Genomic DNA, 17,949 nt, shown 5'->3' with positions numbered 1-17,949 from the left:
CCGGTGCTGCGTCGAGGGGCGTACGGTCGCGTTCGCAGGGCCGACCCCATCGCACAGCCCGCCCCAACCTCTGATCCTCGGGTCAAGCCCGAGGATGACGGCGCTAACCCTGGGGGGTCTCGGCCTTCTTCGCCGCCAGCCTGGCCAGCACCCGGCCCCGCCCCCTGGCCAGGGCGTGGATCACCCCCCGGAAGGTCGCCACCTCCTGCTCCGAGAACCCGGCCCGGCCCAGCATGACCCGCAGGTTCTGGCTCATCGACCGCTTCTTCTCGGGCGGATGGAAGAAGCCGCCCTCGTCCAGCTCCTTCTCCAGATGTTCGTACATGCCGGCCAGCAGGTCGTTGGACGCCGGCGGATCGCCTTCCCTGAATCGCGGCGGCGGGGCGTCGAGGATCAGGGTGCGCCACTCATAGGCGTTGATCGCCACCGCCTGGGCCAGGTTCAGCGAATGGTGCCTGGGGTCGATCGGGATGGTGACGATGCCCTGGGTCAGGGCGATGTCGGTGGTCTCCAGCCCGGCCCGCTCGCCGCCGAACAGCAGGCCGACCGTCAGCCCCGAGGCGCGGTCGTCGTACAGCCGCCGCGCCGCCTCGCGCGGCGTCCGCACCGGCATCCGCGTCTCGCGCGGCCGGGCCGTGGTCGAGAACACAGTGTTCAGGTCGGCGACGGCCCCGGCCACGCTGCCGAACACCCTGACCCCGTCCAGCACCCAGTCGGCGCCCGAGGCCGTGGCCCAGGCCCGCTCCTGCGGCCAGCCGTCGCGCGGGGCGACCAGCCTCAGCTCCGACAGGCCGAAATTGGCCATCACCCGCGCCACCGCGCCGATGTTGTCGGCCAGCTGCGGCTTGTCGAGGATGATGACGGGCGGCGTGGGGTCGGGCATTCGGCTGGACATATCCCTTCTCCCCTTGCGGGAGAAGGGCGGGGGGTAGGCTCGCCACCAGCGGCTGTTTCGGCCCACCTTGTCATCCCTGTGTATTGGCGCGGCCTGATGCGGCAAGCTGAGGGCGGGCGGTCGTAGCGCGTTGTCATCCCTGGTCCGCTGGACCGTCGTTCCGGCGAGCGTGCGGCCGCCCTTTTGTTGTGGTCCGAACAGTCGCTTGGGCCGGGCGCCGTCCTGTCGTTCGAGCCCGTACACAGGAGAGGGACGATGACGATGATCGCGTGCGCGGCCGGCGTGGATGTGGGCCGGGACTGGCTGGATGTGGCGGTGGCTCCGGCGGGGCGGGCGTTCCGTGCGCCCAACGCGCCGGCGGGCCTGAAGGTGGTGACGGCCCGGCTCAAGCGGGCCGGTGTGGCGCGGGTGGTGCTGGAGAGCATCGGGACCTATGGGACGCCGCTGGTGCGGGCGCTGGCCCTGGCGGGCTTCCAGGTCGGGGTGGTCGATCCCCGCCGGGTGAAGGCCTTGCGGCTGGCGGAGGGCCGTCGGGCCAAGACCGACAGGCTGGACGCGGCCCTGATCGCGCGCTTCGCTCTCATCATGAGCGATGTCGCCCGCCCCCTGCCCAGCGCCGAAGCCATGGAGATCCGGGCCCTGTCCACCCGCCGACGGCAGGTGGTGGAGCTGGCGGCGGCCGAGAAGACCCGGCTCAAACAGGCCCTGGACGAGGAGATCGCCGCCAGTTGCCGGCGCCTCATCGCCGGGCTGGAGGCCGAGCGCGCCCGGGTGGAGGCCCTGCTGGAGACCAGGCTCGCCGCCGATCCCGCCAACCGGCGCCGGGCCGAGCTGCTGCGCACCATCCCCGGCGTCGGACCGGCGGTGATCACCACCCTGCTGGCCGACCTGCCGGAGCTGGGGACGCTCGACCGCCGCTCGGTGGCCAGCCTGACCGGCCTGGCGCCGCATCCCGACCAGAGCGGAACCCGCACCGGACGCGCCCACATCGGCGGCGGCCGGTCCTGCGTGCGCACCGCCCTCTACATGGCCGCCCTCAGCGCCTCTCGCTCGGATCGGGGCCTGAAGCGCGAATACAGGGCCATGCGCGAGGCCGGCAAACCCGCCAAGGTCGCACTCGTCGCCATCGCCCGCCGCCTCGCCGTGGCCGCCAACAGCATGATCAAAGCCGATCAGCCCTGGAACCACGCTTGACTTCCAATACAGTCGCCGGACGCCGCGAAGCGGCGATCCGGGACCGAGTGCGCCACCTCTCTGAACTCCCGGAAATCGCGAAAGCGATTAGCCGGGAGACGGGCGGCCTCGCGTCCTGACCTCTCCTGTCTCCCGGATAGCGGCTGGCGCCGCTTCCGGGAGGATGTGACTATCGGTCTCTGCGTCCCGGCTCTCCCCCCGGCGTTCGCCGGGGTTCGGCCGGGATGACAAGAGGCGGTGTCGAACTGCCCCCGCCCTTCCCCCGCCGGGGAGAAGGGTCATTTTTCGAGCGCCGCCCGCACCCCGTCCAGATGGCGCTCATAGTTCCGCCACCGCCCCGACGAGCGCCGGTACAGCGGTTCGCGCACCTGCCAGACGCTGGCGGTGCGCACCGGCGCGGCCGCCTTGTGGAAATCCAGCACCCCCGCCTCCCAGTCCAGCCCGCAATAGGCCAGCAGAGCCTCGACGACCGGCTGCGGCTCGACCACCAGCCGGTCGTAGTCGACCTCGAGGATGTCGGGATAGAGCGTCTTCCAGTGGCGCATCAGCCGCTCGTGCTGCCCGTGCCAGTGGGCCATGTCCTCCAGGTCCAGCGCCTGGGGCATGGACCGGTCCAGATGCAGGAACCAGTTGGACAGGATCACGTCGAGCGGCTGGCGCACCGTATGGACGATCCGCGCCCCGGGAAACATCGCCCTGATCAGGCCGAGGTGCAGGAAGTTGTCGGGCCGCTTGTCGGTGACCACCTCGGCGCCGGGGCGGGCCGCCCGCAGGCCCTCGCGGTAGAGCGTCCGGGCCCGGGCGACGAGCGCCGGCCCCTCCGGCCCGGCCAGCGCTTCGGGATAGGGCCGCAGCCGCGCCGCCAGCCGCGGGACCAGGCCCAGCTCGCCGCCGGCGGTGACCCGGCTGTGGCGGGCCAGGATCTGCTCGACCAGGGTGGAGCCCGAGCGGAACAGGCCGCAGATGAACACCGGCCCCGGCTCCGCCCCGGGGTCGCCGGCGGCGGCGGCCGGAAAGGCGGCGATCAGCCGGTCGACCAGCGCCGCCTGCGCCGCCCGGTCATAGCGGGCGCCGGCGGGGTCGGCCGCGCGGCTGGCGGCGTTGGCCGCCGCATAGGCCCGCCACGCCGCCTCATAGGCCGCCGCCTGGTCGAGGGCCCGGCCCAGGGCGAAGCCCAGCTCCGCCCGTTCCTCCGCGGTCCGGCCGGGCGCGGCCAGCGCCGCCTCCAGCCGCCCGATGATCGGGGCGTCGGCCCGGCCGGGGCGCTCCAGTCCGGCCAGCCGGGCCAGCGCCACGGCGTTGCCCGGATCGGCGGCCAGGGCCTGTTCGTAGGCGGCCCGCGCCGCCTCGCGCCGGCCCATGTCCTCGTGCAGATTGCCGAGGTTCAGCAGGCCCGGCAGGTAGCCGGGCCGGAGGGCCAGCGCCGCGGACAGCTCCGCCTCCGCCAGCTCCGGCCGGCCGAGATCGTCGGCGTAGATCACGCCGCGGTTCAGCCGCGCCTCCTCCGGCCCGGACACGCCGCGCCGCAGCGCCTCGCCATAGGCCGCCAGCGCCGCCTCGAACCGCCCGCAGGCGCGCTCCATCAGGCCGAGATTATACCAGCTGTCCGGCAGGTCCGGCCGGATCGCCAGCAGCCGTCGGTAGGCCTCCGCCGCCTCGGCCGCCCGCCCCTCGGCGCGCAGTTGCGAGGCCCGCGCCATCAGCTGCCCGACGGAGGGCTCCAGCGGTCAATCCTCGCCGTAAAGGGCCAGCCACGGATCGGCCGTCCCGGCCTCGACCTCGGCCACCTTGACCGCCGGCCAGCCGATCGAGTCGTCGGCCGAGTCCCGCCACGCCAGGATGAACAGGTCGCGCAGCTCCGAGGCCCCCGCCGCCAGCCGGGCGAGGGCGAAGTCGCGTCCGCGCGCGTCGCCGTCGGCGAAGCCGCCCGCCTTCTCCAGCCGGTAGAAGGGCAGCACCTCGGCCAGGGTCGCCCTCAGATAGGCCGGAACCCGGGCGCGCAGGTCGAACCCGCCCGGAGCCGGCGCCGCCATGGCCGCCTCGACCGCGTCCAGCCGCGCCACCCGCGCCGTGAAGGCCCCCTCGAACGTCGCGTGCGTCTGGCGCGAGGTCGTGAATCCCTCGGGGTTCGGGGCGTCGCGGCTCCAGCCGTTGTAATGGATCGTGGTGTGGTGCGGCTGCGAGCCGTCGCCGACGTAATGGCCCAGATAGCCCATGTCGCGCAGGATCAGCGCCTCGCGCCGCCGCCGGTCCTCACGATACCAGGCGCGCCGGCCCGGATCGGTCTCGCGCGCCTCGGCGGCGTTCAGCACCCGCCAGGCGGCGAAGTCGCGGACCAGCTGCTGATAGCCGTCCATGATGGCGTAGGGCAGGTAGCCGGCGTCGTCGACGTCCAGCCCGGCGGCGGTCAGGGCCGCGTCGTATTCCGACTTCAGGCGCGGCAGGGCGTCGATCGACAGCCCCCTCCGGTCCATCACCCGGCCGGCCTCGTCCATGTCGATGAAATGCGCCGTGTCCCGCTCCCGGTCGTGCGGCTGGCCGCCGCCCTTGGTCCGGTCCGGCTCGCGCGCCAGCTCCCCGACCTCGGCCGCCGCGCCCGGGGTGCGCAGGAAGGCCGGCAGGTCGTCGGGCAGGCCGCGCACAGCCGCCACCCCGATCAGCCGGTGGCCGGTGGCGCCCCAGGCGGAGACGGCGGCGGGAATGGCCGCGAGCGACAGGACGGCGGCGGCGATGAGGATGCGTTTCATGGGAGCGTCCTAACCCATTCCCGCTCCGATCGGGAGAGGGCTGTTCGGGCCGCCATACAGAAGCCCTCCCCCCGGACCTGTCGAGCAACCACTTGACCTTCAAACAGTCGCCCGAACGAATATCTCCGAACACAGTAAGCATCACGGCCCAGCAAAGTGTTTTTGATCTGCGAATGCAGCTTACAGCTTCGATCGCGTTGGTCAAACGAGAGTCGGCAAGACCCTCACGGGGCGAACCTGTCCACGGGATGACCGGACAGCGGGTCGCAGGCGGGGCGGCAGGTCCGGTTTTCGCCGCATTTCTCGACGACAAGCGACCCGCCGGACGCGTCAGGGGCCGGCGCCTTCGTGAGTCGAACCGATGCTCGGCATCGCCGCTGCGCTCGCCCTTTTCTGGGCGACGGCCTTCCCCGCGCAGGGCGCGGCGGGCGAACCCGTCACCTACGAAGCCGCGGTCGCCTCCGGGCTCGGCGTGGAGTCAACGGCGCCTGCGGACGAAGGTTCCGACCGCGGCATGGCCCTCACCGCCGAGCAGCAGGCCCTGATGGCCGAGGACGCCGACTGGACCGCCCGCGTCAATCTCTACCATGCCGGCGGAGGCGGAGCGACGGGCAACGACTCCCTGGGCTGCCGGCCGATCCCGATGCGCACCATCGCCACGGACCCGCGCTACATCCCGCGCCGCACCCGGCTGTTCATCCCCGAGACGGTCGGCCTGCGCCTGCCCGACGGCGCCCTGCACGACGGCTACTGGTACGCCTCCGACACCGGCGGCGCCATCAAGGGCCGCAAGATCGACCTCTACACCGGCCACGGCCGCGGCTCGATGCGCCCGGCCATGCGCTTCAACCAGCGCCGCCTGACCCTGATCGACGCCGGCCGCTTCGACGGCTGCCCGCCGTCGTGGGACGCCCGGCCGAGCCAGACCACGATGATGGCCTCGGCCGGAACCAACGTCGGCTCGAACTGAGCGCCCGGCGGCCGCTTCAGAACCGCCGCCTGCCGCTGACCGTCTCGAAAAACATCCGCCAGTCGCCCATCAGGCTCCACAGCGGGTAGCGGAAGGTCGCCGGGCGGTTCTTCTCGAAGAAGAAATGCCCGGCCCAGGCGAAGCCGTAGCCGACCACCGGCATGGCCGGCAGCCACCACGGGTTCCGCGTCGCCGCCGCCGTCGCCAGCACGACCAGCGCCAGCGCCGAGCCGACCACATGGATGCGCCGGCAGGTCCGGTTGGAATGTTCGTGGATATAGTGCGGGTAGAAGGCCGCAAAGCTCTCGAAGCGTCGGCCCGCCGGCCCGGGGGCGCCCATCTCAGACCTCCCCGACCGGCTCCGGCCCCAGCAGCCGCCTCAGCATCGGCCAGATGTTGACCACGGCCGAGGCGAAGCCGACCGCCGTCGACACCCACTGGAACGCCGTCCACACCCGGCCGAACAGGTCGCCGTCGCCGATCCACTGGCTGATCGGGAACAGCACCCGCGACACCCCGATCTGGAAGGCCGCATAGGCTTCCGAATATTCGATCGACCGGTCGGCGAAGAAGGCGATGGCCACCGCCGCCGACACCGGCGCCCACAGCAGCGGCAGCGCCAGCAGCCCGGCCCCGGCCAGCACCAGCAGCTTGGTCGCCGGCGTCTCCCGCGACGCCAGGCTGGCGGTCAGCCCCGCCCCCAGGGCCAGGGCCGCCAGCGCCAGCCCCGCCGGCAGCACCACATCGGCCGCCGTCATCAGGTCGGCGAAGAACAGCCCGGCCAGGATCCCGGCCCCCGACAGCAGGAACCCCGCCACCCAGACGGCGGCGTACTGGCCGAGGCGGCGCTTCAGATGGGCGAGGCTGACCATGACGACCTCCTGTTCGCGGCGGCGACGCCCCAGCCAACCACGCCGCGGCCCGCCTGTCGATTCACCGAACGGCGATCGCCTTGGGCGGGCACGCGCAGCGTGGTGGAGGGGGCCGGCCGCCGCACCGGCCGTCTCCCGTCTCCTCCCCCACCGGGGGAGGGGGACCCTCCGAAGCCGCGCCGCGGCGCAGGAGGGTGGAGGGGCGGCGCGCCTAGAGCGAAATCGGTTTGGACGCGATCGCGTCCAAACCCGGATCTTCGCTCCAGCATTAGACTGGAGCCTGATTCACGGCATCGGCGGAATCGCGAAGCGATTCCTCCTCAACCGATCAGGCTCTAGTGATGCGCCGCGATAGAGGATTCCAGCAGGGCGATCTCCTCGGGGGTCAGGTCGAACAGGCGATAGACGATGGCGTCGATCCGCGCTTCCGCGGCCGCGATCTCGGCGGTCAGGCGATGCACCTCGGCGGCGTTCTCGGCCAGATACGCCTCCCAGTCGCCGCGCTCCTTGAGGGGGATTTCGGTCTTGAACGCCGATTTCACCTCGGCCCGGAAGGCGGCGAAGTCCAGGTCATGCCAGGCCTCCAGCCTGCGGGTCAGTTTGCGCCGTCCGGGCGGGGCGAGGTCGAGGATGCGGCGGCGGACGGCGGCGTCGGTCGCATGGCGGGCAGCGGCTGCGGTGCTCGCAGCTCCGGCGTGAACGTCCAGCGAACCTGCATCGTCTTCACCGACATCCGGCACGGCCAACTCGCCGACGTATTGCGCTTCCGCCTCGATATAACCGCCTCGCTTCGCCCGCGCAGCGGTGACCAGTTGGAACCACAAGACTTGTGAATTCAGCAAGGCCAGGGCGACGGGGTCTTCCCCCGCGATAAAGAAGCATTTGTTGTTCAGGAACGTGCCCGTCCGGTCGATGACGAACGACCTTTCGTGCTGAAAGTGCGGCCAGGCGATCTTCGGCTGGCCCAACCGATCCTGATACGCCACCTGCGCCTGCTGCAGCTCCCACCATTCCTGTTTCGTCGCCCGCTTCTCCAGCGCCTCGCGGAACGGCGCCAGCCAATCCCGGACCGTCGGATAGGCCTCGATGTCCACCTGCCCCTTCGGCGTGTTGATCAGGAACAGGTCGTCGCTCTCGATCCGCCAGCGCTTGATGTTCTCGCCGCGCAGGAAGGGCTTCAGCAGCTCCGCCGATCTCGCATCCGCCGCCACCAGCCGATCCCGCGTCGCCCGGTCGATGACAAAGGCCTCGTTCAGCCCGGTCTTGATGCCGTACAGCGGTGCGCCATAGACCTCGCCCAGCGTCTTCCTTCCCGCCGTGATCCTGGCCCGCAGGGCGGCCAGGGCGTCGTTCTCGAACTGCCAGCTCCCCTTGCCCAGCCGGGCGCGCGGCATGACGGTGGCCCGCCGGGCGAAGTCGCGGCCCAGGTCTTCGGGCGCCTTGTCGGTCACGCCGAGGAATCGCAGCTGGCCCTCGTCGCCGCTCTCGCCCTTTTTCAGGGTCAGGATGGCGGGATAGGTCGTCACCCCCTCGAACACCTGCACATCGCCGAAGTCGACCACATCCTCGATGCCGACGCCGTCGCCAAGGAAGCTCCGCAGCTTCTCGCCCGAGCCGGTCTTGAAGAAGGTCGAGGACGAGATGTAGCCCAGCCGCCCGCCGGTTTTCAGGATCGCCACGCCCTTCTCGAAGAAATAGGCATAGAGGTCGGTCCGGTCGTCGGCGACGACATAGTGTTCGCTCAGATACGGCTTGATCGGCTTCAGATGCTCCATCCGCACATAGGGCGGATTGCCGATCACCACGTCGAAGCCGCCGCGCGCCCGCACCTCGGGGAAGGCCGTGGTCCAGTCGAACGGATTGTCGCTGAAGGCCGCATCGGCGATCAGGCTGTTGCCGTCCCGGATCGTGGCCTCCAGATTCTGCAGCCGGTGGTCGCGGCGGGCCGTCTTCAGCCACAGCGACAGGCGGGTGATCTCGACCGACTCGGGGTTCAGATCGACGCCGTACAGGTTCTTCGTCACGATCTCGTCGAAGACGTCGAAATCGATCTCGACCTCCAGCGCCTCCAGCGCCTTGACCGCGTCGCGGTATCGCCGGGCCATCTCGTCGAAGGCCGCCACCAGAAAGGCCCCCGATCCACAGGCCGGATCGACGATGGTGAAATCGCGCAACGCCTCCAGATAGGCGCGCCAGAACGCCCCGGCCTGTTCCGGCCCCGGCCCGGCCTCGCCATCGGTGGCCTCCCACATCCCGTGTTCGTCCCACAGGGCGGCGCGGCGCTCGTCCAGCGACCGCCCTATGGTCTGCTCGACCACGAACCGGGTGATGCTGTCGGGCGTATAGACCACGCCCTCGCGCTTCCTCCTGGACACCTCCGGGGCGGCGCCGGACTTCAGCGCCTCGATGTCGGTGATCGATTGCTCGAACAGCCGGCCCAGCACCGTCACCGGCACCTCGCGGCGATAGTCCCACTCGCCCAGCGCGGCCATTTCGACCGCCAGATGATCGGGCAGGACCACGGTGTCGGCCACCGCGTCCTCTGCGAACAACCCGCCGTTATAGGCGGGCACGTCCATGCGCCGGTCGCGACGCCCCTTGTCGACCGCGCGGAACAACCCCTGAAAGTTGCGCCACTGCGGATAGGGCGCGAAATCGTTGTTCTCTTCGGCGGCCTTCTTCAGCAGCCTGTCCTGCATCAGGTCGGTGCGCTGGGCGAAGGCGATGAACAGGATGCGGTCCAGCAGTTTCTGCGCCACCTCGATGGCCTTCAGCGTCTCCAGACCCGGCCCGTCCTCGCCGGTGTCGCGCAGGAAGTCGATCAACCGACCGCGCAGGCCGGCATAGTCCTTATAGAGCGCATCGGTGACCGCCTTGTAGGCGCTGTCGGTGTCACGCAGCAGCTGATCGGTGTGGCCGCCGAACAGACTCCTGGCCGACAGGATGCGCCACAGCCGCTCGTGCTCGTTGCGGTCGTCCAGCCGGGTCAGATCGAACCGCTCATAGGCGTCGCGGCCGCGCCCGAAGGCATAGAGGCGGATTTCGAGGCAGTTGGAGACCAGCACCCAGCGCGACCCGGGCGCGTCGATGGCGTAGTCCCAGGCCTGCTGCACCGGACTGCGCCCCCGGCCCGGCATGATGCGGTCCAGGTCGGCGCTGTCCGGCCCCTTCAGCTCGAACGGGGCGACGATCTCGTCGTCCTGTTCCGGCCGGTTGAAGGCGCCCAGAGCCACATCGACGGACCCGCCCCGAATCGGTCGCTCCAGCGCCAGGCTGTAGGGCCGGCCGGGGTCATAGGGCGCGTAGCCGAGCACGGTCTGGAGCACCTCCTCGATCAGGCGATGCCGGACGGCGGTTTCCTTGCCCTTGAGGAATTTGGGGTCGCGCACCTTGCGGGCGTAATCGACGGCCGCCGCCGTCTGTTCCGGTGTCGGCACGAAGGCCCGCACGCCCGTCCCCCGCGACGCTTCCTCGACCACGTTGTGATTGAACAGGGGCACATGAAGCGTGCGCGAAAGGGCCCGCGACTTGCGCGCCCCGCTCCCCGACGAGGGCAGGTCGATGCCGGCGGATGCGAACAGTTCCATTGTCCCTGACGGTAGACGGGCTCCGGGATTCGGTCGACCCATAAGGTCATGGCCGAACCAATCCGACCTCTTCGGCGCCCCGGCCGCGCCGGCCTATGTCGTCCGAGGGGAAGGGCTTCGCGGACGTGTCCCCCCCCCCTCACTCCATCTCCCCCGCCTCCCTCTCCCGCAGCCGCCCCGCCGCGTCCCAGTACCGGTCCGCCCAGCCCTCGGCCTCGGCCGTCCGCCGGTCCGCCTCGGCCGCCTCGGCGCCATAGGTCTGCGCCCGCCAGCGCAGGGCGAAGCCGCCCCAGCGCACCCCCGGCCTCACCCCCTCGGCCAGCATCTCATGGGCCAGTTCGGCGGCGCGGTCCTCGACGATGCGCCCGACCTTGATCCGCACCGCCTCGGCGTCCTCTTCGCTCGGCTCCGGCGTCGCCCAGGCCTCGGCCACGCCCAGCCGGGCCAGGGCCTCGGCCGCCTTGAGCTGGGCCAGGGCCTCGGCGGCCCGGCCCTCGGCCAGCAGGGCGGCGGCGCGGTCGACGGCGCGGCGGCGGACGGCCGGGGGATCGAGGGGCTCCGGCCCGTCGGCGGGCGGGACCCCGGCCGGGCCGGCCTCCGATACGGCCCCGGTCTCCGGCGTCGTCTGCGGCGGCAACTCGCGGTCGAGGGCGGCGGCCACCGCCGACCGGGTCCAGCCCTCGCGGCTGGCCTTCTTCCTCAGATTGGCCAGGCCGACATCGTAGCGCCGCGCCAGCGACGGCCCGGACTCCCCGGCCGCATAGGCCTCCCTGACCCGGCGCCAGGTGTCGGGCCCGCGATATTTCCTGAGGCGAAAATGCTCCATGGCGCGATCGGACCACGGAGGTGCGTCAAATCCGGACGCAGACGTATTCGCTGTCCCTCAATTCGCCGCCGGGAGTAGCGGAAGTCCTGCGCGGCGAGGGGTCGAATTCCCCACAAAAAAGCCCTTCCCCCTCGATGGGGGAAGGGTTGGGATGGGGGTGCGGCGGTCGGAGCAGACGGCGCTTGATCCGGACAGACTGTCACCCCCAACCCCGGCCCTTCCCCCATCAAGGGGGAAGGGAGAGCAACGCCTTTACTGTTGCCTGCTGCCTGCTGCCTGTTGCCTGTTGCCCGCTGCCTGCTGCCTGCTGCCTGCTGCCTGACCTCAGCTGTCCAGGAAGCTCCGCAGCTTCCTCGATCTGGCGGATGCGTTCGCGGGTCACACGGCCGGGACCAGGCGGCGAGGCATCAGGGCGCCTCCCTTCCCCCTCGACGGGGGAAGGGTCGGGGATGGGGGTGGAGGCAGGGTGTCGAAGGCCGGGCGCGAGAGGCGCGGACGCCGCCCCTCGGCGATTCCCTCGGCCGGGCCGGAGCGAGCACCCCCACCCAACCCTCCCCCGTCGAGGGGGAGGGCTCTCCGATCCCCGCCGCCTAATCCCTAATCCCTAATCCCTAATCCCTAATCCCTAATCCCTAGCCTCTAGCCCCTCGACCCTAGCTGTCCAGGAAGCTCCGCAGCTTCCGGCTCCGGCTCGGGTGTTTCAGCTTCCTCAGCGCCTTGGCCTCGATCTGGCGGATGCGTTCGCGGGTCACCGAGAACTGCTGGCCGACCTCCTCCAGGGTGTGGTCGGTGTTCATGCCGATGCCGAAGCGCATGCGCAGCACCCGCTCCTCGCGCGGCGTCAGGCTGGCCAGCACCCGGGTGGTGGTCTCGCGCAGGTTGGACTGGATGGCCGCGTCGATCGGCAGGATGGCGTTCTTGTCCTCGATGAAATCACCGAGATGCGAATCCTCCTCGTCGCCGATCGGCGTCTCGAGGCTGATCGGCTCCTTGGCGATCTTCAGCACCTTGCGGACCTTCTCCAGCGGCATGGCCAGCTTCTCGGCCAGCTCCTCCGGGGTCGGCTCGCGGCCGATCTCGTGCAGCATCTGGCGGCTGGTGCGGACGATCTTGTTGATGGTCTCGATCATATGCACCGGGATGCGGATGGTGCGCGCCTGGTCGGCGATCGAGCGGGTGATGGCCTGGCGGATCCACCAGGTCGCATAGGTGCTGAATTTATAGCCGCGGCGGTATTCGAACTTGTCGACCGCCTTCATCAGGCCGATGTTGCCTTCCTGAATGAGATCAAGGAATTGCAGGCCGCGGTTGGTGTATTTCTTGGCGATGGAGATGACCAGGCGCAGATTGGCCTCGACCATCTCCTTCTTGGCCTGGCGCGCCTCGCGCTCGCCCTTCTGCACCGTCTGGACGATGCGGCGGTAGTCGTCGATGGGCAGGCCGGCCTCGGTGGCCACGGCGGCGACGTCGGCGCGGATCTGGGCGATCTGGGCGGCCTCGTTGTCGCTGAATTTGGTCCAGCGCACGCCCAGGGCCTTGACGCCTTCGGCCCAGTTGGGGTCCAGCTCGCGGCCGAAATAGGCCTTGAGGAATTCCGGCCGGCTGATGCCGTAGCTGTCGGCCAGACGGAGCAGCCGGCCCTCCAGCCCCATCAGCCGTTTGTTGATCGCATAGAGCTGCTCGACCAGGGCCTCGATGCGGTGGTTGTTCAGCTTCATGGTCTTGAGGCGGCCCGAGATGCCGGCCGTCAGCTGGTCGTAGGCCTTCTGGTCGCGGGCGCCCAGGCTCTCGCCCTTCAGCCGCGCCTCGACCAGCTTGTCCTGCAGCTTGCGGAAGCCGCCGAAGTCCGCCGCGACGGCGTCCAGCACCTCCATGACGCCGTCGCGCAGCTCCGCCTCCAGCGCCGAGATCGACATGCCGCCGCCGTCGTCGAAATCCTCGTCCTCCTCGTCCTCCCCCTTGTCGCCCTCCGCCTCCTGGGCCGTGGCGGCCTCCTTGGCCTCGGGCGAGCCGGGGACCGGCTGCGGCGGCTGGTTGTGCGGCAGGGACGAGGGGTTGAGCACGCCGTAGGTGGCGTCCAGGTCGATGACCTCGCGCAGCAGGATGCGGTTGTTGGCCAGTTCGTCGCGCCAGACCATGATGGCCTCGAAGGTCAGGGCGCTTTCGCACAGGCCCGAGATCATCGCGTCGCGGCCGGCCTCGATCCGCTTGGCGATGGCGATCTCGCCCTCGCGGCTGAGCAGTTCGACGCTGCCCATCTCGCGCAGGTACATCCTGACCGGGTCGTCGGTCCGGTCATAGGCGGCCTTGGCGGGGGTCTCGGCCACGGAGGTCTCGGCGGCGGCGGCGACCTCGCCGCCCTCGCCTTCCTTCTGCTCGGCTTCCTCCTCGGCCTCGACGACGTTGACGCCCATTTCGGACAGCATCGCCAGCGTGTCCTCGATGGCGTCCGGAGTGACCTCCTCCGACGGCAGCACCTTGTTCAGGTCCTCCATCGTCACATAGCCGCGCGCCTTGGCCTGTTTGATGAATTTCTTGACGCCGGCGTCGGTGAGGTCGAGCAGCGGGCCGTCGCTCTGGACTTCGGCTTCCTGCGTCTCGGTCTGCGCACTCATTCAGTCTCTCTCCGGGCGGAGGGCTGATCAGGCCGTCCGCCAATACAACGTGTGGCGGGGTCGTTTGTTACGAGCCCGCGCTGTCTTCCCAAATCTGGCCGGTTTTGATCGCGCGGCGGAGGACGTCACGCTCGGCCTTCAGCCGACGGAACGTCTCATCCTGCCCCGGCACGCCACGCGCCGAAGTCAGGGCATCCTCCAGCGCCGCCACGCGGGTGAGCGCGTCGAACGCCTGCGACCATCGGATCCGCGCCTCGCCGAGGGGCCTGTCTGCGGCCAGGAAGGGCGCGCCGGACTTTGCCGCCGCCTTCTCGACCTCGTGCATCAAGACGCCATGACCCGATTGCGCCAGATGGCGACGGAGGGCGGCGGAGTCAAGGTCCCGGCCCGAGAAGCGCAGCCGGACCAGTTCCTGGGCCAGGCCGTCGAGCGCCGCATCGCCGAAGCCGTGGGCCGCGATCGCCTCGAGGTGATCGTCCATCCGCTCCGGATCATCGACGGCGCCATGGGCGAGGGCGGCGGCGACCGGCTCGATCGAGCGCGACAGCGACTGCATCGCCTGGGCCCCCTCGGCGGTCTGGCCCAGCCGCGGCGGCGGGCCGGGCCGCCATCGACCGCCGGCCCCAACCCCGCCCGCGCCGGCCTGGGGCGGGCGACGGGCGGGGAACATCTGGTCGAACCGGTCGAACAGCTCGCGCCTGTACTGCTCGGCCAGGTCCTTGTCCTGCACCGCCGAGGCCGCCTGGCGCAGCCGGCCCTTCAGGCCCGCCCGGCGTTCGGGAGTGTCCAGCGGCTCGACCTCGACCTCCTTCTGGAACAGCACCTCGGCGAAGGGGCGGGTCGCGGCCAGCGCCTGCCGCAGGGCGGGCGCGCCCCTGTCCCTCAGGATGTCGTCGGGATCCTGCCCGCCCTCCAGCAGGGCGAAGCGGAACGACCGCCCCGGCTTCAGCTGCGGCAGAGCCCGGTCGATGGCCCGCCAAGCCGCCCGCCGTCCGGCCGCGTCCCCGTCGAAGCACAGCACGGGCTCCGGCGAGACGCGCCACAGCCGCTCCATCTGTTCCTCGGTCAAGGCCGTGCCCATCGGCGCCACGGCCGGGATTCCGGCCCGCTGGCAGGCGATCACGTCCATATAGCCCTCGACCACCACGATGGCCTGGCCGTCGCGGCTCTCGGCCCCGAGGATGCGCCGCGCCTCCGGCAGGCCGTACAGGGTCGATCCCTTGTGGAACAGCGGGCTCTCGGGCCCGTTCAGATATTTGGCCCGGTCGTCGGGATTCATCGCCCGGCCGCCGAAGCTGACGATCCGGCCGCGGGCGTCGAGGATCGGGAACATCAGCCGGTCGCGGAACCGGTCATAGGGCGCGCCGCCGCCCTCGGGCGCGATCAGCAGCCCGGCCTCGACCAGATCGCCCGGCCTTGCGCCGCGCTGCGCCAGCGCCGCCTTCAACCCCTCGCGGTCGTTCGGAGCATAGCCGAGCCCGAACCGCTCCCACTGGTCCTCGGGCAGGCCGCGCTTCTCCAGATAGTCCCGCGCCGCCTTGCCCGGCGACCGGCGCAGATTGGCGGCGAACCATTTCTGGGCCAGGTCCATCCAGTCGGTCAGGCCCTGCCGCCGGTGCTCGCGTTCGGCCGCCTGCGGGTCTTCCGCGGGAAGGGCCATGCCGGCCTCGCCGGCCAGCCGCTGCACCGCCTCGACGAAACTCAGCCGCTCGGTCTCTTGCAGGAAGCTGATGACGTCGCCGTGCTTGCCGGACGAAAAGTCGTGGAAGAAGCCCTTGTCGTCGTTGACGAAGAAGGACGGCGACTTCTCCTTGGTGAAGGGCGACAGGCCGACATACTCCCGTCCCTGCCGCTTGAGCTTCACCGTTCGCCCGATGATGTCGGACGGCCGAAGGCGGGCCTTCAGTTCTTCAAGGAAGCGGTCGTCGAAGCGCACGGCTCACCCTAGCCTGCACCCACCAGACAAGCGACCCTCTGGTTCCGCCTTCAGCGGTCCAGATCGATCCGTGTTACGGAATATAACTCGGCAACGGCGACGCTAATAGTTTCGCTAATAGTCAAGTATAGATAATTTTCTGTCACATTAATTTACGGATATCGAAGTTGATTACATTAACGCCGTTAATATACATGATTTGAGGAACTGTTATTCTTCATGCCGGTTTGGACGGCGGGGTTGAGAACACTCAGCATCGCACAGATGCGAATTGGAGTATCAACGATGACCATCCGCACCCTTCTTCCCGCCATGGCCGCCACCGTCGCCATCGGCGTCTCCGGGGCCGCCGCGGCCCAGAGCGTCGGCGTCTCCGGCCTGGGCGTCGCCGAGGCCAATGACCGCGGAGCCGTGGCCGGCGCCGCCCTGGAGGCGCAAGCGCAGAATCGCGGCCAGCGCGACCGCCGCAACCGCCACTGGCGCGACCGCGACGACCCCAGGCCGGTTCCCAATGCGGCGAGCACCTATGGCGCCGGTTCGGTCTATACGGATCGCAACAGGACCAGCGCCGCGGTGAGTTCCGGCGGCGCGGCGTCGGGCGACGGGACCCAGTCGACCGCCACCACCGTCGACGCCTATGGCGAGACCCGCCGCGACGGCAGCAGCGCCGACATCTACGGCAGCTCCACCGCCACGTCGGAGGAAACGCGCCGCCCGCGCCGCTATGACTGATCCGATGTCCGCACCGATCGATGAAGGATCGGATCCGCGGCCCGTCTTCTGGCGGGCCGCGGAGCGGAGCCGGGGAGGACCGCAATGGTGATCACATCCGCATTTCTGTCGCTTGCGGTCGTCGCGCCGGCCGATGCGCCGCACCAGGGACAGCCGGGCTGCACGATCGTGCGGATTTCCCCCGACGGAATCCGCACCGTGACTCAGGCCGCGGACGCCGCCGAGGCCTCGACCGGGACCGGCCGCCACGGCGCGCGGGCCCAGGCCCGGGGACGATCTTCGGGTTCGGCCTCCAGCAGCGTTTCGGTCCACTCGTCATCAACGGGCGGTGCGAACCGGTCCGTGGCCAGCGCCACGGTCCGGGACGGGACCGGCCAGCGCACCGTCACAACCACCCACGACCACAATGGCTGCACGACCGTCATCGACGAGCGCGCGCCCGAAAGGAACAACCGATGACCCCCACGACAAGAACCACCGCCGCGGTTGCGGCCCTGATGCTGGGCCTGGCCTCGTCCGCCGCCACGGCCCAGTCCGCGCCGCCGATCTCGGGCGGCACGAGCGGCGGCGTCGCGGGCGCGGGCGTCAGCGCCTCCACCTACGGCTCCGGGACCACCGACGGCTCCTCCCTGGGCGTGACGGGCGGGGGCGCCGCCACCGCCGAGGGCGGCGAGGCGCGGACCGATTCGCGGGCCAGGCTGAACCGGCGCCTGGCCATGCAGCGTTCGACCGCCACCGCCCGCACGGACGACGAAATCGCCCGCTCGCGGACCCGCACCATGGTCCGCAACGGCGAGGAGGTGCGCTCGCGCACGACCAGCATGTACCGGGACCGCGACGGCGGCCCGCCGGTCCGGGAATCGACCTGCAGCCGCAGCACCGAGGCCGGCACGGTCGTCACCGACTGCCGCGGCCCCTACTGACGGCGCCGCGCCCGCGGGAACGGCCGGCGCCGGCGGCGCCGGCCGTTGCTTCATGCGCCGCCGAGGCCTGCCCCGGTCAGGCCCGCATCAGGTCCGCGAAGCGCTGGAACAGGTAGAGGCTGTCGGTCGGCCCCGGCGACGCCTCCGGGTGGTGCTGCACGCTGAACACCGGCCGGTCCTTCAGGGCGAGGCCGCAATTGGTGCCGTCGAACAGGCTGACGTGGGTCTCCGTCACCGCCTCGGGCAGGCTGTCGCGATCGACGGTGAAGCCATGGTTCATCGACACGATCTCGACCTTGCCCGTGGTCAGGTCCTTGACCGGATGATTGGCCCCGTGATGGCCCTGGTCCATCTTCACCGTCTTCGCGCCCAGCGCCAGGGCCAGCATCTGATGGCCCAGGCAGATGCCGAACAGCGGCTTGCCGCTGTCGACCAGCTTGCGAATCTCCGGCACCGCATAGGCGCCGGTGGCCGCCGGGTCGCCCGGTCCGTTGGACAGCACCACCCCGTCCGGGTTGCGCGCCAGGATGGCCCCGGCCGTGGTGTCGGCCGGCACCACGGTGATTTTCGCCCCGGTCGAGGCCAGCGCCCTCAGGATGTTGCGCTTCACCCCATAGTCGACGACGACGACCGACCGGTCCGAGGCGTCGAC

Annotated in this window: 15 protein-coding genes; 5 read left to right on the top strand and 10 right to left on the bottom strand. The window is 70.5% G+C overall.

Annotated features, from left to right (window positions below; genetic code table 11):
- Window positions 1–103 precede the first annotated feature (103 nt).
- Window positions 104–895: an RNA methyltransferase gene (locus Q0588_RS09355; RefSeq protein WP_298745687.1), complete on the bottom strand. Its 792-nt coding sequence runs from the start codon at window positions 893–895 to the stop codon at window positions 104–106.
- Between the two features lie 255 nt (window positions 896–1,150).
- On the opposite strand from Q0588_RS09355, the gene Q0588_RS09350 reads away from it, so the two are divergent.
- Entirely contained in the window at window positions 1,151–2,089 is a 939-nt protein-coding gene (locus Q0588_RS09350) for an IS110 family transposase (protein WP_298745686.1), read from the top strand.
- A gap of 278 nt (window positions 2,090–2,367) precedes the next feature.
- Here Q0588_RS09350 and Q0588_RS09345 read toward each other — a convergent pair whose 3' ends face one another.
- Both Q0588_RS09345 and Q0588_RS09340 read right to left on the bottom strand, forming a co-directional pair.
- On the bottom strand, window positions 2,368–3,789 hold the full coding sequence (locus tag Q0588_RS09345) for a sulfotransferase (protein ID WP_298745685.1): 1,422 nt from the start codon (window positions 3,787–3,789) through the stop codon (window positions 2,368–2,370).
- 27 nt (window positions 3,790–3,816) lie between these two features.
- Window positions 3,817–4,836, bottom strand: coding sequence for a S1/P1 Nuclease (locus Q0588_RS09340; protein ID WP_298745684.1), 1,020 nt, complete (start codon window positions 4,834–4,836; stop codon window positions 3,817–3,819).
- Window positions 4,837–5,197: 361 nt separating this feature from the next.
- On the opposite strand from Q0588_RS09340, the gene Q0588_RS09335 reads away from it, so the two are divergent.
- Entirely contained in the window at window positions 5,198–5,806 is a 609-nt protein-coding gene (locus tag Q0588_RS09335) for a 3D domain-containing protein (RefSeq protein ID WP_298745683.1), read from the top strand.
- Window positions 5,807–5,822: 16 nt separating this feature from the next.
- Here the strand turns inward: Q0588_RS09335 and Q0588_RS09330 are convergent, their stop codons facing one another.
- From Q0588_RS09330 to dnaG, 6 genes are all read right to left on the bottom strand, one after another.
- Window positions 5,823–6,146, bottom strand: a complete 324-nt coding sequence (locus Q0588_RS09330; RefSeq protein WP_298745682.1) for an Mpo1-like protein — start codon at window positions 6,144–6,146, stop codon at window positions 5,823–5,825.
- 1 nt (window position 6,147) lies between these two features.
- Window positions 6,148–6,678, bottom strand: a complete 531-nt coding sequence (locus Q0588_RS09325) for a hypothetical protein (RefSeq protein ID WP_298745681.1) — start codon at window positions 6,676–6,678, stop codon at window positions 6,148–6,150.
- Between the two features lie 335 nt (window positions 6,679–7,013).
- Complete coding sequence (locus Q0588_RS09320) at window positions 7,014–10,265, bottom strand: N-6 DNA methylase (RefSeq protein WP_298745680.1); 3,252 nt, start codon at window positions 10,263–10,265, stop codon at window positions 7,014–7,016.
- Window positions 10,266–10,404: 139 nt separating this feature from the next.
- Window positions 10,405–11,091, bottom strand: a complete 687-nt coding sequence (locus Q0588_RS09315) for a hypothetical protein (RefSeq protein WP_298745679.1) — start codon at window positions 11,089–11,091, stop codon at window positions 10,405–10,407.
- A 653-nt stretch (window positions 11,092–11,744) separates the two neighbouring features.
- Entirely contained in the window at window positions 11,745–13,706 is a 1,962-nt protein-coding gene (rpoD, locus tag Q0588_RS09310) for an RNA polymerase sigma factor RpoD (RefSeq protein WP_298745678.1), read from the bottom strand.
- A 67-nt stretch (window positions 13,707–13,773) separates the two neighbouring features.
- Window positions 13,774–15,642: a DNA primase gene (gene dnaG, locus Q0588_RS09305; protein ID WP_298745677.1), complete on the bottom strand. Its 1,869-nt coding sequence runs from the start codon at window positions 15,640–15,642 to the stop codon at window positions 13,774–13,776.
- Window positions 15,643–15,927: 285 nt separating this feature from the next.
- Between dnaG and Q0588_RS09300 the strand changes: the two genes are divergently transcribed.
- The 3 genes from Q0588_RS09300 (at window position 15,928) to Q0588_RS09290 (ending at window position 17,297) form a co-directional block, all read left to right on the top strand.
- The gene (locus Q0588_RS09300) at window positions 15,928–16,374 is read left to right on the top strand and encodes a hypothetical protein (protein ID WP_298745676.1); all 447 of its coding nucleotides are present in this window, start codon (window positions 15,928–15,930) and stop codon (window positions 16,372–16,374) included.
- Between the two features lie 84 nt (window positions 16,375–16,458).
- Entirely contained in the window at window positions 16,459–16,833 is a 375-nt protein-coding gene (locus Q0588_RS09295; RefSeq protein WP_298745675.1) for a hypothetical protein, read from the top strand.
- Complete coding sequence (locus tag Q0588_RS09290) at window positions 16,830–17,297, top strand: hypothetical protein (protein WP_298745674.1); 468 nt, start codon at window positions 16,830–16,832, stop codon at window positions 17,295–17,297. Before Q0588_RS09295 ends, Q0588_RS09290 begins: the two co-directional genes overlap by 4 nt.
- Before the next feature lie 76 nt (window positions 17,298–17,373).
- Here the strand turns inward: Q0588_RS09290 and Q0588_RS09285 are convergent.
- Window positions 17,374–17,949: carbamoyl phosphate synthase small subunit (locus tag Q0588_RS09285; RefSeq protein ID WP_298745673.1), on the bottom strand; the 576-nt coding region annotated here is incomplete at its 5' end.

The organism is uncultured Brevundimonas sp. (genome assembly GCF_937870815.1).
GTDB lineage: Bacteria > Pseudomonadota > Alphaproteobacteria > Caulobacterales > Caulobacteraceae > Brevundimonas.
Note: the sequence above shows the minus strand (reverse complement) of the source record. Positions and strands in the feature narration are given on the sequence as shown.

Coding starts and splice junctions, on each gene's coding strand:
- Q0588_RS09355 (WP_298745687.1), bottom strand. CDS start 895: ATGTCCAGCCGAATGCCCGACCCCACGCCGCCCGTCATCATCCTCGAC.
- Q0588_RS09350 (WP_298745686.1), top strand. CDS start 1,151: ATGACGATGATCGCGTGCGCGGCCGGCGTGGATGTGGGCCGGGACTGG.
- Q0588_RS09345 (WP_298745685.1), bottom strand. CDS start 3,789: ATGGCGCGGGCCTCGCAACTGCGCGCCGAGGGGCGGGCGGCCGAGGCG.
- Q0588_RS09340 (WP_298745684.1), bottom strand. CDS start 4,836: ATGAAACGCATCCTCATCGCCGCCGCCGTCCTGTCGCTCGCGGCCATT.
- Q0588_RS09335 (WP_298745683.1), top strand. CDS start 5,198: ATGCTCGGCATCGCCGCTGCGCTCGCCCTTTTCTGGGCGACGGCCTTC.
- Q0588_RS09330 (WP_298745682.1), bottom strand. CDS start 6,146: ATGGGCGCCCCCGGGCCGGCGGGCCGACGCTTCGAGAGCTTTGCGGCC.
- Q0588_RS09325 (WP_298745681.1), bottom strand. CDS start 6,678: ATGGTCAGCCTCGCCCATCTGAAGCGCCGCCTCGGCCAGTACGCCGCC.
- Q0588_RS09320 (WP_298745680.1), bottom strand. CDS start 10,265: ATGGAACTGTTCGCATCCGCCGGCATCGACCTGCCCTCGTCGGGGAGC.
- Q0588_RS09315 (WP_298745679.1), bottom strand. CDS start 11,091: ATGGAGCATTTTCGCCTCAGGAAATATCGCGGGCCCGACACCTGGCGC.
- rpoD (WP_298745678.1), bottom strand. CDS start 13,706: ATGAGTGCGCAGACCGAGACGCAGGAAGCCGAAGTCCAGAGCGACGGC.
- Q0588_RS09300 (WP_298745676.1), top strand. CDS start 15,928: ATGACCATCCGCACCCTTCTTCCCGCCATGGCCGCCACCGTCGCCATC.
- Q0588_RS09295 (WP_298745675.1), top strand. CDS start 16,459: ATGGTGATCACATCCGCATTTCTGTCGCTTGCGGTCGTCGCGCCGGCC.
- Q0588_RS09290 (WP_298745674.1), top strand. CDS start 16,830: ATGACCCCCACGACAAGAACCACCGCCGCGGTTGCGGCCCTGATGCTG.